The 17618-nt window shown below is 48.0% G+C and carries 13 protein-coding genes; 2 read left to right on the top strand and 11 right to left on the bottom strand.

Annotated features, from left to right (window positions below):
* Positions 1-29: 29 nt before the first annotated feature.
* The 8 genes from mraY to HQ865_RS02940 form a co-directional block, all read right to left on the bottom strand.
* Entirely contained in the window at positions 30-1271 is a 1242-nt protein-coding gene (mraY, locus tag HQ865_RS02975) for a phospho-N-acetylmuramoyl-pentapeptide-transferase (protein WP_173413462.1), read from the bottom strand.
* Between the two features lie 264 nt (positions 1272-1535).
* Positions 1536-1769: a four helix bundle protein gene (locus tag HQ865_RS02970; protein ID WP_237073800.1), complete on the bottom strand. Its 234-nt coding sequence runs from the start codon at positions 1767-1769 to the stop codon at positions 1536-1538.
* A 196-nt stretch (positions 1770-1965) separates the two neighbouring features.
* Positions 1966-3429, bottom strand: a complete 1464-nt coding sequence (locus HQ865_RS02965) for a UDP-N-acetylmuramoyl-L-alanyl-D-glutamate--2,6-diaminopimelate ligase (protein WP_173413461.1) — start codon at positions 3427-3429, stop codon at positions 1966-1968.
* Complete coding sequence (locus HQ865_RS02960; protein ID WP_173413460.1) at positions 3426-5558, bottom strand: penicillin-binding protein; 2133 nt, start codon at positions 5556-5558, stop codon at positions 3426-3428. The genes HQ865_RS02965 and HQ865_RS02960 overlap by 4 nt, the downstream gene beginning before the upstream one ends.
* A complete protein-coding gene (locus tag HQ865_RS02955; protein ID WP_173413459.1) occupies positions 5555-5959 on the bottom strand; it encodes an FtsL-like putative cell division protein in 405 nt (134 codons plus the stop codon). Before HQ865_RS02955 ends, HQ865_RS02960 begins: the two co-directional genes overlap by 4 nt.
* Complete coding sequence (gene rsmH, locus HQ865_RS02950) at positions 5956-6858, bottom strand: 16S rRNA (cytosine(1402)-N(4))-methyltransferase RsmH (protein ID WP_173413458.1); 903 nt, start codon at positions 6856-6858, stop codon at positions 5956-5958. The genes HQ865_RS02955 and rsmH overlap by 4 nt, the downstream gene beginning before the upstream one ends.
* Entirely contained in the window at positions 6851-7327 is a 477-nt protein-coding gene (locus HQ865_RS02945) for a division/cell wall cluster transcriptional repressor MraZ (protein WP_173413457.1), read from the bottom strand. Before HQ865_RS02945 ends, rsmH begins: the two co-directional genes overlap by 8 nt.
* A 463-nt stretch (positions 7328-7790) precedes the next feature.
* The gene (locus tag HQ865_RS02940; RefSeq protein ID WP_173413456.1) at positions 7791-8393 is read right to left on the bottom strand and encodes a GIN domain-containing protein; all 603 of its coding nucleotides are present in this window, start codon (positions 8391-8393) and stop codon (positions 7791-7793) included.
* Positions 8394-8935: 542 nt separating this feature from the next.
* Here HQ865_RS02940 and HQ865_RS02935 point away from each other — a divergent pair.
* Positions 8936-10657 (top strand): M28 family peptidase, encoded by a 1722-nt coding sequence (locus HQ865_RS02935; RefSeq protein ID WP_173413455.1) that lies wholly within the window; start codon positions 8936-8938, stop codon positions 10655-10657.
* A 78-nt stretch (positions 10658-10735) separates the two neighbouring features.
* Here HQ865_RS02935 and HQ865_RS02930 read toward each other — a convergent pair whose 3' ends face one another.
* From HQ865_RS02930 to HQ865_RS02920, 3 genes are all read right to left on the bottom strand, one after another.
* Entirely contained in the window at positions 10736-11248 is a 513-nt protein-coding gene (locus tag HQ865_RS02930; RefSeq protein WP_173413454.1) for a fasciclin domain-containing protein, read from the bottom strand.
* A gap of 106 nt (positions 11249-11354) precedes the next feature.
* Entirely contained in the window at positions 11355-13247 is a 1893-nt protein-coding gene (locus tag HQ865_RS02925) for a RecQ family ATP-dependent DNA helicase (protein ID WP_173413453.1), read from the bottom strand.
* A gap of 89 nt (positions 13248-13336) precedes the next feature.
* The gene (locus HQ865_RS02920; RefSeq protein ID WP_173413452.1) at positions 13337-13978 is read right to left on the bottom strand and encodes a hypothetical protein; all 642 of its coding nucleotides are present in this window, start codon (positions 13976-13978) and stop codon (positions 13337-13339) included.
* Between the two features lie 299 nt (positions 13979-14277).
* On the opposite strand from HQ865_RS02920, the gene HQ865_RS02915 reads away from it, so the two are divergent.
* Positions 14278-17574, top strand: coding sequence for an amidohydrolase family protein (locus HQ865_RS02915; protein WP_173413451.1), 3297 nt, complete (start codon positions 14278-14280; stop codon positions 17572-17574).
* Positions 17575-17618: the final 44 nt, after the last annotated feature.

Here is a 17618-nt window from a genome sequence, read left to right as displayed (position 1 = left end):
TTTTATTTGCACATCTGCATATCTGCACATTAGCGTAGCTTCAACGTTATCACCGTTATAATGGCCAGCATAATGCAAAGGATCCAGAACCTGGTCACGATCTTTGCCTCATGGAAGCCTTTCTTTTGATAATGGTGGTGCAGCGGCGCCATCAGGAAGATCCGGCGGCCTTCGCCGAACTTCTTCTTAGTGTACTTGAACCAGCCCACCTGCATCATTACCGATACATTTTCTACTACAAACACGCCGCACAATACGGGCAGCAATAATTCCTTACGGATCACTACCGCGAAAACGGCGATGATACCACCTATGGCCAAACTGCCGGTATCGCCCATAAATACCTGGGCCGGATACGAGTTGTACCACAGGAACCCTACACAAGCCCCCACAAAAGCACCGGCAAAAATCACCAGCTCGCCCGAGTTAGGGATGTACATGATGTTCAGGTAATCGGATATCACGATGTTACCCGATACGTAGGCCAGTATAGCCAGCGTGATCCCGATAATGGCCGATGTACCCGTCGCCAGGCCATCTATGCCATCGGTAATATTGGCCCCGTTAGATATGAAGGTGATGATGACGATCACGAAGAACAGGAATACGATAAGCGTATACTTCTCGTACCCGTGACCTAAAAACTTCAGTACCTTGCCGTAATCAAACTCGTTGTTTTTATAAAACGGCATGGTGGTTTTGGTCGATTTAATATCCTGCGTGTAGATCGGCTTATCGTTCTTCATGTGAAAATCGACAGGCGCATCATACTTCACCGGTAACTTCACTTCCTGCCTGATCTTGATATCGGTATGGAAATACATGGTATAACCAACGATCAGCGCCAGGCCCACCTGGCCAACTATCTTAAATTTGCCTGCTAAACCCTCCTTATTCTTTTTAAATACCTTAATGTAATCATCCAAAAAACCGATGGCACCCAGCCAAACTGTAGTGACTATCATCAGGATGATATACACATTCTCCAGCTTGGCAAACAGCAACGTGGGCACCAAAATACCCGACAGGATAATTAAACCACCCATGGTGGGAGTACCCGCCTTTTGCATCTGGCCCTCTAAACCCAGGTTACGCACCGTCTCACCTACCTGCTTAAAACGCAGGTAATCAATCAGCCGGCGGCCATACACCGTAGTGATCAACAACGACACGATAACCGCCATAGCCGTACGGAACGTGATGTACTGGAATACCCCCAACCCGGGGATACTGTAATTCTTATTCAGGTAGGTAAACAGGTAATATAGCATCGGCCTTTTTAATGTGCAGATGTGCAGATATGCAGATGTGCAAATGTTTTGATTTGCTTATCTTATATATGTACAAATGCTGGTTCTTTTTAATGTGCAGATGTGCAGGTGTGCAGATGTGCAAATGTTTTGATTTGCTTATTACACAGATGTTCAAATGCTGGTTTTTTTAATTTGCAGATGTGCAGATATGCAGATTTGCAGATGTTTTTACCTGCCTATCACCTATATGTACAAGTGCTTGTTTACTTTTCTCTGTTACTTTTACTTTTTTGTTGATGAAATTATCTTACCTAATATTTTTATAATTGCCTGGATATCATCAAGCATACTTTGCTCGAATGGATAGTTTTTAGCGTGTTTACATATCATTAACCAGTACTCCGTTTCTTCTGCTTCTTTGTAGGCGACCTTGCATTTATGCCTAAAATCGTCTTTGCTTTCCGCACCTTGCGCCTCTTTTACATTTGCCCCTACCGAAGTACCGCTCCTGAAAATTGGTTTGCCATATTGAATTTTCTCCGGGCTTCCAATTCCTCCGTGAACTCTACTATTTTGAGAGAGAACGCAAAGGTCATGTCAACTATCAAATTCGGCCTACCTACCATATTCAGATCAATTCATTCATTTATAATTTTAACATCTCTTCATTTTCTCATCTGCACATTTGCATATCTGCACATCTGCACATTTTCTACTCATTCATGAGCTTAAATTGCTCTTCTAATTCTTCTCTATCGTCAAAGTGGTTCCTAACCCCTTTGATCTCCTGATACTTCTCGTGCCCTTTGCCAGCCACCAAGATAATATCCCCCAGTTTAGCCAAATGACAAGCTGTCTTAATCGCTTCCCTCCGATCTACTATACTGATCGTTTTCTTTTTATTGGCACCGGTAACGCCGGCTTCCATCTCTTTAATGATCTCGGCCGGATCTTCCGAACGTGGGTTATCCGATGTAAGGATCACCTTATCGCTCCACTCGCAGGCCATGGCGGCCATTACGGGGCGCTTGGCACGGTCGCGATCGCCGCCGCAGCCAATGATGGTGATCACCTGTTCGGTACCTTTGCGCAGATCGTGGATGGTGGTCAGCACATTTTGCACGGCATCCGGCGTGTGGGCATAATCCACAATACCGATCACCTTGTTTGGTGATACCAGCGCGTCGAAACGGCCTTCGGCTCCGCTTAATCGGCTTAGACTAACCAATACGGCGGCTTTATCCTGATCCAGCAACATTGCAGCGCCATAAACGGCCAGCAGGTTGTAGGCGTTGAAGTTGCCCACCAGCTTAAACCAAACCTCCTCGCCATCTATATTCAGCAACAGGCCGTTAAAGCCGTTCTCTAATATCTTTACCTTAAAATCGGCCATGTTCTTCAGGCCGTAGGTTTTTTTGTGCGCTTTGGTATTTTGCAGCATCACGTTACCGTTCTTGTCGTCAACGTTAGTGAGCGCAAAGGCCGTTTTTGGCAGGGTATCAAAAAATGTCTTCTTCGCTTTTAAATAAGCATCGAAGGTTTTATGATAGTCCAGATGGTCGTGCGTCAGGTTAGAGAAGATGCCGCCCGAAAAGGCCAATCCCTCTATCCTATGCTGCGCCACCGCGTGCGAGCTTACTTCCATAAAGCAGTAATCGCACCCTTGCGCCACCATATCGGCCAGCAGCGCGTTCAGCGCTACAGGATCTGGTGTAGTATGTGTAGCCGGGACCACCTTGCCATTCACCTGGTTCTCTACGGTTGATAACAGGCCGCATTTATAACCCAGGTCGCGGAACAGTTTATATAACAGCGTAGCGATGGTGGTTTTTCCGTTGGTGCCTGTTACTCCAACCAACTTTAGCTGATCCGACGGGTTGCCGTAAAAATTGGCGGCCACAATGCCTAATGCCACAGCCGAATTGGCTACCATCAGGAAGTCGGCACCATCGGCTGTATGACCGGGAAGCTCCTCGCAGATCACAGCCACAGCGCCATCCTTTACAGCTTGCTCAATATAATCGTGCCCATCAACAGCGGTACCTTTAACGGCAACAAACAGGCAACCCGGCACCACCTTGCGCGAATCGAACACGATGGCGGTTATCTCTACATCGGCACTCCCCTGCAGTTCGGTAAATGGCAAACCCTCCAGTAAATCGCTTAAATACTTCATTGCAATACTATTGATATGGTTGATCCCTTAGGCATTACGCTGCCAACCGCTGCCGATTGATTTTGCACTACGCCACTGCCCCTTGCATTTACTTTATAACCGGCGTTGCCAAGCGCATACATGGCATCGCTCAGGCCCATGCCGGTAACATTCGGCACAGTTCCCTTTTTATATTTAGCTTCTTCAAACACAATACCCGCGCTGGTATCGGCGCTGCTGCCCGGGTTATTCGACGCATATAGCGGCTTCACACCCAGCTTGTTGTATACCTGTTTCAGCGCCTTGTAATCGCCATCCTTAAATTTTGGCGGCTGTGTATTGCCTACCAAATGCTGCTCAGGCGGGCGGTTCATCGCTATATCGTGCGCGTAAACCCGGTCGGCAATCCTCCTGAATACCGGGCCCGATACCCAGGCCGCCAAATGCGAACCGTTGTAGTGTGGATTACTGATCACTACGATCATCGAATACTTCGGCTTATCTGCCGGGAAATACCCGCAGAATGATGTTTGGTGCGAGTTCTTTTCACCGTAACCCAATTTGCCGTTAGCTATCTGCGCCGTACCGGTTTTACCGGCTACTGTGTACAATTTATTTTTGATGACCAGTTTGCCTGTACCTTCTTCAACCACGCCTTCCAGCAGGCCTTTTACCTTGGCTAATGCCTCGGGCGAGCACACCTGCGGGTTAATTACCCGTGCCTGGAAACGCTCTACCGTGTTACCCATGCGGCGGATCTCTTTCACAAAAATTGGCGAGATCATTTTGCCATTATTGGCCACCGAGTTATAAAACGTCAACATTTGCAGCGGCGACAGCGTCGACTCGTAACCATAAGCTATCTGGGCCAAACTTTGCAGGTTATTCCACAATTTCGATTTCGGGTTTTTGATGATCGGCCTGCCCTCGCCCGGGATCTGTAAGCCATTACGCTCGTTCAAGTGCCAGGCATACAACTTATCGGTAAATGCCGATGGGTTGCTGCCATAAGCCGCGGTCACCAGCTTCACCGCACCAATGTTTGATGATTTTTCGAACGCGCGGCGCGCGCTCACCAATCCACCTTCGTCTTCGGCATCCCTTACGGTTAGCGCCACCTTGCCATTACGCGGATTGATGATCTGGTACGGACCGCCGTGCATAATATCAACCATTTTGCCGGTATCCAGCTTGTTATCATCAATCATAGCCATGTACGATGCCAGCTTGAATGTAGACCCCGGCTCGGCCTCATAATTAATGGCGTAGTTTAACCTCTCCTGGTAATCGCCCTCTTTGGTGCGGGTATAGTTGGCAATAGCCCTTACCTCTCCGGTGGCTACCTCCATCAGCACCACGGTACCAAAATCGGCCTGAACGCTATCCAATTGGTGCTTCAGTACCTTTTGCGCCACATCCTGGAAGTTTACGTCGATGGTCGACATGATATCGGCGCCATCCTTGGCGGTTACCTCATCCTCATCGTTCACGGGCGCCCAAACGCCGCCGGCCATGCGCTGCATCAGTCGCTTGCCGTTCTCGCCGTTGATGTAATCCTTATAAGCGCCCTCAAGGCCCACCACATTCTTTACGTTCTCGTTATTATAACCAATGGTGCGCAGCGCCAGTGTTTTAAAGGGGAATATGCGCTTATTCTTCTGCACAACGATCAACCCGCCCTTGTACTTGCCCAGGTTAAACACCGGGAACTTGCGGATATCCTTCAGTTGCTGGTAGCTTACCTTACGACGCACCAACTGGTAACGCAAACTATCCTTACGGGCACTGCGGAAAATGCGCGAGTACTCCTGCGCGGTATGATCGCCAAAGTACGATGCCATCTTTTCAGCCAGCGAATCGATGCGCTTATTGAACAGCGCCTCGGTTTCGATGCCGGCAGCCAGCATGTCCATGTGCAACTCGTACTCGGGTACCGAGGTAGCCAACAGGCTGCCATCCAGCGCCAGGATATTGCCGCGCGATGCCTCTACGTTTACATATTTGGTAGAAAGGCTATCGGCCATTGACTGCCATTTTTTACCCTGGATAAACTGCACGCGGCACAACTGCACTACTACAGCACCTGCAAAAAGTACGATCAGCCCAAAGGCTATGTAAACACGCAGCAGTATGTTTGCCCTGATATTCATTGCGCATCCTCCTTTACTACAATTTTTTGCGGCGGCGACACCGGCTCCTTCAGCCCCAGCGTATCGGCAAGTTTGGTTACCTCGTTCAGGGTGCTTTTAAAGGCCAGGTCGGCTTTGGTTGTTTTATAGTCCCAGCTTAATTCCTTAACTTCCTTACTTAATTTATCTATCTCGCGGATATTGTTTTCGGCCATGTGCATGTTGCCGATATAGATCATTCCCAGTGCCGCCAAAAACAAAATAAAGGGCAGCGCGCCGGTAGCGGTCTCGGTAGAGATCACCCCCTTGCTCAGGAACGTGGTAAACCAGTTCTCGGGGATGCCCGTCTTTGGGGCCTCCTCTGCGATGGCTTCCTGCTCTGCCTGCTCTTCTTCTATTTCTGTACGAAAACGGTTGCTCATTTTTTTACAGCTATCCTTAATTTGGCACTGCGTGCCCGGTTATTTAATTGTATCTCCTCATCGTTGGCTACTATCGCGCCGCGACTAACCGCATCAAAGGGCTTTTGGTCGTTACCATAAAAGTCCTTTTCCACCTCGCCACTAAATTTGCCCTTGGCAATGAAGTTCTTTACCAGCCTGTCCTCCAGCGAGTGGTAACTCATCACCACCAGTCTGCCGCCCGGCACCAGCACCTCTGCCGATTGGGTCAGAAAATCCTTCAGCGCTTCCAGCTCCTGGTTAACCTCTATCCGCAGCGCCTGGAACACCTGCGCCAAATATTTATTCTCCTTACCACGGGGGATCAGGTTTTGGATGGCGCTCTTCAGATCGGCCACGGTATTTATCGGCGCGTTCAACCTTGCGGTTACGATTGTTTTAGCCAGTGTTTTTGAGTTTTGGATCTCGCCGTACATACCGAAGATGCGGTGCAGATCGGCCTCGGCATACGTATTCACAATATCTTTAGCGCTTAACTCAGCCGACTGGTTCATGCGCATATCCAGCTCAGCATCAAAGCGAATGGAAAAGCCTCGCTCGGCCTGATCGAATTGAAACGACGATACACCCAAATCGGCCAGTATGCCATCCACCGGAACAGCATTATGCAGGCGGCAAAAATTCTTCAGGTAACGGAAGTTTTGGTCGATAAACGTAAAGCGGTCGTCGGCTATCTTGTTCCGCTGCGCGTCGGCATCCTGATCAAAGGCCAGCAAACGGCCATCAGCACCCAGGTGCTTCATGATCTCGCGCGAGTGGCCGCCACCACCAAAGGTTACATCTACATAAGTGCCGTTTGACTTAATGTTCAGCGCCTCGATGCATTCCTGCAGCATTACGGGTACATGGTAGTTACTCATCACCCCTCCTTGCTTTATTACCCATTACACGTTCGGCCAGCGCGGCAAAGTCGGCAGGCTCATTAGCCAGCATGGCTTCGTGCGCGCTCTTCTCCCACACTTCTATCTTATTGATCTGGCAGCTTAGGATAATTTCGTTGGCCGATTGCGGGTCGATACCGGCATGATCGCACAAAATTTTGGGCAACAATACACGGCCGGCACCATCAGGCTCTATCATGGTAGCGCCGCGGGTAAAATGCCTGATGAACTGCTGGTTCTCGCGTTCGTACTGATTAAGCTTCAGTAGTTCGGCAATTACGCCATCCCATTCTATCTTGGTATAAATGAGCAGGTTCTTGTCAAAACCGCGCGCGATCATGAGCGGCTCCTTCCCTTCGCCGGGAAGCTGCTGCTTAAGCGCGGATGGCAATGTCAATCTTGATTTGACATCCAGCTTACATGAATAATCGCCGAAAAAGTATGACATGGGCACAACTATACCATTAATGGTAATGTAAAAGTAAAACAGTTTGCTCCACTTTCAACCACTTTCACCCACAAAAAGTTTTCAACAATAAAAAAATGGGAAAATCACCCACATTTTGATACTGAAACAGGTTAGTTGCTTATCGTCATTCTTTTGTTTTGAGTAGTATTTTGTTTGATATGCGCTAAAGGTAGTGTTTATCAGATAGATAATGCTAATATTTTTTGCAATTTTGTTTTTTGGTGCCCCACTTTGCCCCACCGGGCGGATATATCTATAAATTTTAAGAATGGAAGAGAAAAGTGATTATTGGAAAAATTCTAACAACGGCCAAAAAACCTATAGTCTTTTAGGTTACAGGTTTTCATGTTAGCTATGCTGTTAGCTGCGACCAACAAAAAGCCCCGCGGTAAATTACCGCAGGGCTTCCATATTAACTTATATATATAAGGACGGAGACTGATTACAGAATAGCCAGCTCCTGGTTGCTTTTAACTTCGGTTACAAAGCCGTTTACTTTTTTGGTAAGGCTGCCGGCAACAAAGTTGGTGCTGTTTACGGTTGATGCCTGGTTTACCTGCATATCACAGTTTTCAACTTTACCAACCAGGTCGGCTTTAGCGCGGTTGTTAATATTGATGCTGGCATTAACGGTTTGGATATCTAACTGAGCGGTTGCGGTATCGAACAGGTTAACGGTCAGATCTAACGACGAGAAGTTTTTACCGGTTTTGATGTAGGCGTTATCGTACAGCGTGATGGCGCTCAGGTCATCGGCAGTTACATAAACTACTAAAGCTTCTTTGCTGAAAGACGAGATACGCAGGGTACCGTTTTGGTTTTGCACCAGGGCGCTTTCGCCATAATAGTTATTGTAAGCTTTAACGCTATTGGCCGGGCCGTTGGTTAAATACACCTCAACATTACCGCGAACTTCAATTTTGTTAAAGTTTTTGGCTTCGTTTATTACCGTAACGGTCTTATCTTTTTTATCGGCTGCAAAAGCAGTATTTGATATGGTTGCTATAGCTAGCAGGGTTGCGAGAGTTATGATTGAAGTTTTCATGATATATTTATTTATTTGATTGTCAATTAATTATATAGTTTTTAAATCTTAATTACATCTATAAGACGATGTATTTTTAAAAACGTTACAGATTATTTAATTTTTTTTATTATATTAAAAAATCCCCTGATTTTGCGGCTGCAAAGGTATGATTATTTATATCAGAAAAAATGTCATAAAATTGTCATAAACAATACTTTTTTCATCTTATCAATATTATGCATGCATTATATATTTTTATTAAAAAATTTCATCACTAAAGCACCTTAAATTGAAAATAATGCAAGGTTTGGGAAATGCAACTTATTGTAAAAAATACACTATTAATTCCATAGGCAATGATGCTTTTTGCATCGCATATCAAAGGCCATATAGTTTAAGAGGTGCAAATACCGGCTGCCAGCCGCACGAGATCAAACCCCGTCTAGCTCTCAAGGCAAATCGCAACAACACCTCAATAAATTTGCAACGATTATGATAGGATGCACAAAGCTTTTGGCGATATACTTATCAATCGCTAATTTGCTTCGTTAACCAATCGTATGAAAAAAACTTTACTCATAACGGCGCTTGCTTTATCGGCATGCAGCACATTAGCGCAAAAGAATAATGCCATAGATGCTTATTATCCCCTGCTGCGCGGTACATTTATTGAAGCCAATGCTTATAAAACTACAAGCTTTGTAGAAAGCCGCTGGCGCGTACCCGGCAATTCGGGCTTTACCCAAAGCATTTACGAGGTAGAAAAAACACTGCAAAAGGCCGGCTTTAAAAAAGAAGTAAAAGGCGAGGCCGACGGCCCGCTGACCTACCGTATAGAAAGCCGCGATATGCGCGGCCCAACCTGGGAGCCGGTAAATGCCGTGGTAAGCATAGTTGGCGAATCGCAACCATTATTAAGCTTTGCCACCAATCGCAACATGATCGCCATGTACTCTGGCAGTACCCCTGCGGGCGGCATCACTGCCGAAGTAGTGATGATGGATCGTGTCAAACTAAATGCAGCGACACCTGAAAGCTTAAAAGATAAGATCGTTTTCAGTGAAAGTTCGGTCGGTTCGGTTTACCAGGGCGCGGTTACCAAAGGCGCGTTAGGCGCTATGGGCTACAGTATGCCGGCCTATACGCAGCCCGACAAGAATGTAAACTCGATACAGTTTACCCGTATCAGCAACCAGGACTCCACCAGCCAGAAGTTTGGCATCGTGATGTCATACGCAGCCAAAGAGAGATTAAAAGCCGCCCTGCATAAAGGCCCGGTAAAATTACATGTAGAGGTAACCTGCAAAATTTATAAAGCAAAGGAACTAACTATAGTTGCTAATGCCCGCGGCACTGCTAAACCCGATGAACGCTTTGTATTTAGCGCGCATGTGCAGGAACCGGGCGCTAATGATAACGCCACCGGCGTAGGCACCCTGGCCGAAATGGCGCGTGTAACCGCCCAACTTATCAATGCTAAAAAGTTTGAACCCAAGCGTACCATTACTTTTTTATGGGGCGATGAGATCAACTCTACTGCCCGCTACATCCGCGAAGACAGCGTGCGCGCCAAAGGTATTAAATGGGGCCTGAGCCTGGATATGGTTGGCGAAGATGTAAGCAAAACCGGCGGTACTTTCCTGATCGAAAAAATGCCCGATCCATCGGCCATCTGGACGCGCGGCGAGGAAAAGCATACCGAATGGGGCGGTCGCCCGCTAAAGGAATCGGACATGTTTCCGCATTATTTTAACGATGTGCTGCTGAACCGCTGCAAGCAGCAGGCAGCAAATAACGGCTGGGTGGTAAAAACCAACCCATTTGAGGGCGGCAGCGATCATACACCCTTCCTGCAAGCTAAAATACCCGGCCTGCTAATGTGGCATTTTACCGATGTATATTACCATACAGATGCCGACCGCCTGAACATGGTATCGGCACAGGAAATGAAGAATGTTGGCGTAAGCGCGCTGGCTACGGCCTACACGCTGGCGTCGGCTAACGAGGCCACTACATCAACCCTGATCGCTGAACTGCAAAAGAACGCCACCGACCGCCTGCAGGTAGAGTATCAACTAAGTGCAGCCGCGGTGAAAAACGGCACCCCGGCAGCTGATGAAAAGCACAAACTGGATGTATGGACCAAGTGGTATACCGATGCCATTGGCAAGATGACCGACATAAATGTTGGCGGGGCTACTGCTTCGGTAAACGATAAGATCGCATCGGCACAAAAGGCGGTGAACGATCTGAATGCTAAACTGGATGCGGATTTGAAGTAAGATTCACAGGCATTAATTGTCAATAAAAACGTCATCCTTTGCTACGCTCCAGGATGACGTTTTTATAATATCAGGCCTTTACTTACCTGCCACCAGTAAATGATCTATCCCGTGGATAACGCCGTGCGCATCAGGCATATCAAAGGCCAGAAAGTGTACCTGGTCGCCGTTGGCATCTGTGATCAGCAATTTGTTATCCGGCGTACGCGATAATTTCAGGGTTTGCCCCAACAGGTTGGTCAGCGTTGTTTTGCCTTTTCCCAGTGTCAGCTTCTTAATGATCTCGTTAGTGGTAAATTTACCTTTAACAATATGGGCCTTCAGCAAGGCAGTCAACTTTGCAGGGTCGGCCGCTATACTATCCAGCTTATCACCCGGCATCTCGCGGAACGTGGTGTTATCAGGCGCAAACATGGTGAAGCTGCCCAGCGCGTTTAGCGTGGCATCCATATTGGCCTGGCGCACCAGGGTGGCAAATTTGTAAAAGTCCGAATCGTCTTTAATTCCCTTCAGGGCCGTGCTTTGCGCATAAGTTTTAGATAAGCCTACTGCAACGGTGGCTAACACTAACAGAAAAAATACCTTTTTCATAGGGGCTGTTGAATTTATAATGTGATATTGACAAATATTGAAAATTATCGTTTCAAACTAAAGTTTCACACACATCTGTTACAAACATTAGCTTTAGCGGTTAGTGTTAAACGTAATACCTGCTGCCGTCGGTTTTGATCTTGCCCGCGTCAAGCAGTTGGCGCAGGGTATCTATCTTTTCCTTATCGGTACCGGTATGTATAGATGATACCAGGTCGTCCAGCTTTTGGGGAGCGTTGCTGAGCAGTTGCAGCATTTCGGTAATGATATCGTCGGTAATGGTGGCCGCGTTGTTTTGGCGGCGTTCGGCAAGGCAAACATCGCAAATGCCGCATTTGTCCGAATCGCTTTCATCAAAATAAGCTAACAGCATTTGGCTGCGGCAGCGTTTATGCTCGGCGTAGGCAAATACGGCTTCCAGCTTGCGGCGGGCTACAGCTTTGCGCTCTTCTATATATTGGGTATTGATGGTTACGTTGTCAGGGATTTGCCGGGCACGGATCCAGGTTACCTGCGGCCTATCGGTTTGAGGCAGGTAATTAAGGATACCAAACTGTTGTAGCTGGTTTAGCCCGTCTATCACCTGCTGCACATTCATATGGGTGCGCTTAGCAATGTCGAATTCGCGAATGCGCACATAATTATCAAAGGCGCCGGCGTACGATCGGAGCAGCGTTTTAATAAAGGCATCCCAACCCGGGTTTTGGATCTGGAAGTTGTACAGTTCTTCATTCCTCACCTCAAACCTGAAGCGCGATGGCAAGAACACACTTTCGTTAAAAGCCAGGTATTCGTCCTTTTCTAAAAACTTCAGGGCGTTGAGTGTTTTAATGGGTTCCAGCTTAAAACGTGAGCAAAACTCGCCAAGGTCAAGTTCGAGACTTAGGCCCTCGCCCGCGCCGTAGGCTATCTGGTAATAATTGGCCAAATAATGATAGGTAACCTTGATCTCATCTGCCGATGGAAAGGCCGAAATAAATTTGCGCTCCTGTTTTGCCCTGTCGGCCGGACCGTAGAGCAATACCGCATACGCCTTTTGTTCATCCCGGCCCGCGCGGCCCGCTTCCTGATAATATGCCTCTAAACTTTCGGGGATCTCCAGGTGGATCACAAAGCGCACATCGGGTTTATCTATCCCCATCCCAAAAGCGTTTGTAGCCACAATAATGGGCACTTTCCCCGTTTTCCACGCAGCCTGCTTTACCGAGCGCTGATCGGACGGCAAGCCCGCGTGGTAATAATCGGCCCGGAAACCGTGTTGGGTAAGATATTTGGCAATCTCGAAGGTTTCCTTACGGTTACGCACGTATACAATGCCGCTGCCTTTAACGCCGCGGATCACGTCCATCATTTTACGCAGCTTGTCCTCATGCGCCTGCACTACATAAGCCAGGTTCTTACGCTCGAAGCTCTTTTGGAAAACGTTGGGCTTAGCAAATTGCAGCTTCTCCTGTATATCTATCTTTACCTCGGCGGTGGCGGTAGCGGTTAAAGCCAGCACCGGCACTTTGGGATGCAGTTTACGCAGATCGGCGATGTGCAGGTAGGGCGGACGGAAATCATAACCCCACTGCGATATACAATGCGCCTCGTCGATAGCGAACAGATTGACGTTCATGTATTTTATCCGCTCGCGCACCAGGTCGCTCAGCAGGCGCTCGGGCGAGAGGTACAGAAATTTCACCGGGCCGTAAATGCAGTTATCCAGCAAGATATCCACCTCACGGCGGCTCATGCCCGAAACAATGGCGATGGCGTTGATGCCTTTGGCCCGCAGGTTCTCTACCTGGTCCTTCATCAGCGCGATGAGCGGCGATACTACAATACAGATCCCATCCTTAGCCAAAGCCGGCACCTGGAAGCAAACCGATTTCCCCCCGCCGGTAGGCAGCAGGGCCAATGTATCATACCCCAACAATACCGATTGAATGATCTCCTCCTGCAGAGGCCGAAAGGAATCGTGGTTCCAATATTGTTTAAGGATTTCCTGGATGGTCATTTCGCTGCGCTGTCATTGGTCATTGGCTTCGCTGTCATTAGAGCGTTTGCACCGTTGCGAAAATACATATCTGATTTTAAAGTAGAAGATTACCGGCCACCGTTTGGAAAGCAATGACTACCCATGCCCTCGCCGCCATTTTCAAGCACTAAGTGGCTGTTCACATATACATAAGTGCAGCTATCATTATAATGCTTTTTCAGGCTATCAGGAATGGGGGTGTTGAACACATTAAAAATATAAGTATCCGAACCATGGCGCTGGAACCGTACCTGTGCCGGTTCGCCGTTTTTAATGCCGATGCAGTTGGCGGCATCGAGCTTTTGTTTTAGCGTCCCCAGTTTGTCGCGCGTCCAGCCGAGGATTTGCAGGGCTTCGTCAACTCTTTTCGAATCGATATCAAGATTATGCGCCGAGAATTTATCGGTTTGGACCGAATCGCCTTTGCCGGGATGGATCTCAAGGATGGTGATCTTATTATCGCCCTTAAACTCTACTTCAACGATCTTGTTTGCCGGGACTATGGAGTTAAAATACCGTTTGGCTGAATTGATCTCGCCGTGCTTGCTATCATACTGATAGGCCAGATCGTAGGTGCTATATTCTTTATCAAAAAAGCCGAAATCGTAACCCAGCATCACCACATTATATACCACTGTTAATATATATAGCAGCAGGAGACTGCCTATAATGATAAAGATGGTTTTTCTGATTTTTCTACCGTCGGCCATTTTATTTTACAAGGTTTAAAATGATGGTATAAAAATAAGGTTTGAAATGCTTGGATGTATCAATGTTTCTTAAAAAATACGCCGCGGCAAGCGTTCACACTTGACGCAATATCCTGATTGAGCGTCTACGCTCCCGATAAATTAAGCGTGGACGCTTAATCAGGAATAAGTTCAATCGCTGACGCTTGAACTGGCGATTGTATTTTTAACTGTCATCAACACTTCAAAAAATCCCCATTCATAAAGCGACACTAAACCAGTCTATCCGCCATAAAATAGAAAATGCCTAACTTCGCGGCATGAATAAGTTCTGCCTGTTAATTTCGTTCATAGCTTTAGCTGTATCTGCGCAAGCCCAAAATAAATGGAATATCGAAACACCTCCCGGGCCATCTAAAAAGGTTTCGTTTAACCTTACCGAGGGTACCTGGATGAATCTGGATGTTAGTCCCGATGGGCAAACCATCGTGTTCGATCTGCTGGGCGATATCTACAGCATCCCGGTAAAAGGTGGTAAAGCCACATTGCTGGCCGGCGGCCGCGCTTACGAGGTGCAGCCGCGTTTTAGTCCCGATGGTAAGCAGATCAGCTATACCAGCGATAAGGAGGGTGGCGATAATATCTGGGTGATGAACGCTGACGGCAGTGGCAAGCATTCTATTACTAAGGAAACATTCCGGTTGTTGAATAATGCGTCATGGTCGCCGGATGGGCAATATTTGGTAGCTCGCAAGCACTTTACCGCCAGCCGCTCATTAGGTGCCGGCGAAATGTGGCTGTATAACAAAAACGGTGGCGAAGGTATTCAGCTAACCAAAAAGAAAAACGACCAGCAGGACGCGGGCGAACCCGTAATATCGCCTGATAATAAATATGTGTACTGGAGCGAGGACGTAACACCCGGCCCCAACTTTCAATATAATAAAGACCCTAATCAGGGCATTTACGCCATTAAACGATTAGACCGCACTACGGGTAATATCGAAACCATTGCCGGCGGCCCGGGCGGCGCCTGCCGACCGCAATTATCGCCCGATGGTAAGCTGATGGCATTTGTAAAACGGATCCGGCTAAAATCGGTGCTGTATCTGCAAAACCTGGCCACGGGCGAGGAATGGCCGGTGTATGATGACCTGTCGCACGATCAGCAGGAGACCTGGGCCATATTTGGCGTATATCCTAACTTCGATTGGACACCTGATAGCAAGAACCTGATCTTCTATGCAAAAGGAAAGATCTGGCAACTGGATGTGCAGGGCCTGAATGTAACGAATATCCCTTTCGAGGTAACATCAACACAAACTATTACTGATGCGCTGCACTTTCAGCAAAAGGTTTTTCAGGATGAGTTTACGGCGAAGATGATCCGCCAAACCACTACCTCGCCCGATGGAAAGATGATTGCCTTTAACGCTGCCGGGTTTATCTACACCAAGCAACTGCCCAACGGCAAGCCCGAGCGCATTACCACTACTAACGACTTTGAATTTGAACCCGAATTTAGCCCCGATGGCAAATCGCTGGTATATGTAAACTGGAACGACGAGCTGAAGGGATCCATCAATATGATAGACCTAGCCAGCAAGTTGGTTACCCGTCTGACGGTGGAGAAGGGCTTTTACTACTCGCCCAAGTTTTCGAATAAGGGCGATAAGATCATCTACCGCAAAGGCGAGGGTAATGAGCAGTTGGGCTACGCATTCGGTAAAAACCCGGGCATTTATATCCTGCCTTTAACAGCTTCGCCTGTATCCCTTACACCAATTTCGGCATTGCCGGGCGCAACTCAACCATTAGTTGGTGGCACCCCCCAACTGGTGATTGATAACGGCATCCGGCCGCAGTTCACGGCCGACGACAGCCATATTTACTACCAAAGCAATGAGGGTGATAAAAAAGCATACAAGATAATGGACCTGAGCGGCGCCAACCAGCGTACGCTGTACACATCGCAATATGCCACACAATTTGCACCAAGTCCGGATGGTAAGTGGATGGCCTTTACTGAGTTGTTTAACTGCTATATTACGCCGATGGTGAATACTGGCGGCGCGCAAAATCTATCGGCTACTAACAAGGCTATCCCACTAAGCAAACTGACCCGGGATGCCGGCACTTACCTGCATTGGAGCAAGGACAGCCAAAAGCTGATGTGGACCTTAGGCCCTAAATACTTTACCCGCGATATCCGCAACGCGTTCCCATTTGTGGAAGGAGGCGCAGACAAAACCCCGCCGGTGGATACCGTTGGGACAGATATTGGCCTGAAGTTACAAACTGATGTGCCTGATGGTAAGATCGCCTTTACCAATGCCCGCATCATTACCATGAAGGGCGATGAGGTGATTGAAAAGGGCACTATCCTGATCGATCATAATAAAATTGCCGCTGTGGGTAAAACTGTTGAGATCCCTGCCGATGCTAAAGTGATTGACGTGGCCGGTAAAACCATGATGCCGGGTATTGTTGACGTGCACGCGCACCTGCATACCAGCCCTGACGGGGTTTCGCCGCAGCAGGACTGGAGTTATTACGCCAACCTGGCCTACGGAGTTACCACTGCGCACGATCCATCAAGCAATACCGAAATGGTGTTTAGCCAAAGCGAAATGCTAAAGGCCGGCCGTATGGTTGGTCCGCGGGTATACTCTACCGGCAGTATTTTGTACGGTGCCGATGGCGATTTTAAAGTGGTGATCAACAGTATGGATGACGCCCGCAGCGCGCTGCGTCGAATGAAAGCTGTGGGCGCGTTCTCAGTAAAAAGCTATAACCAGCCACGCCGCGAGCAACGCCAGCAGATCATAGAGGCCGCCCGCGAGTTGCAAATGGAGGTGGTGCCCGAGGGTGGCTCTACCTTCTTTACCAATATGAATATGATACTGGATGGCCATACCGGCATTGAACATAACATCCCCGTTTGGCCGGTTTATAAGGATGTGATCGGCTTGTGGAATAACAGCAAGAGCGGCTATACCCCTACCCTAATTGTTAGCTACGGTACCCAGTTTGGCGAGAACTACTGGTACGACCGCACCAATGTTTGGAAGAACGACCACCTGCAAAACTTTTTCCCGACCGGGATATTGGATGCCCGCTCACGCCGTCGTACCACGTCGGAATATGGCGATTATGGCCACATCGAGGTATCTAAATACGTAAAGCAAATTGCCGATGGCGGCACCAAGGTAAACCTGGGCGCGCACGGACAAATCCAGGGTATGGGCGCGCATTGGGAACTATGGATGCTGGCACAAGGCGGCATGACGCCGTTACAGGCCATCCGTTGCGCTACCATTAACGGCGCGGGATATCTCGGTATGGATAAAGAGATCGGATCGCTGGAGGTAGGTAAACTGGCCGACCTGGTGATCATGAACGAAAACCCGCTTGACGATATCCGCAACAGCGAAAAAATAAAATATGTAATGGTGAATGGCCGCCTGTACGATGCCGACAGTATGAACGAGATAGGCAACCACGAAAAACCGCGCCTGCACTTCTGGTGGCAAATGAGCCACGGCGATATGTCGGCACTGCCGGTAAACAACAGCGAAACCTGGCAATATACGGTGCAGGAGGGGGATGCTAATTAGGGGTTAGAGATTAGTTAGTCAAATTGTCATTGCTGTAAGGGTTA

The organism is Mucilaginibacter mali, from assembly GCF_013283875.1.
Classification (GTDB): domain Bacteria; phylum Bacteroidota; class Bacteroidia; order Sphingobacteriales; family Sphingobacteriaceae; genus Mucilaginibacter; species Mucilaginibacter mali.
Note: the sequence above shows the minus strand (reverse complement) of the source record. Positions and strands in the feature narration are given on the sequence as shown.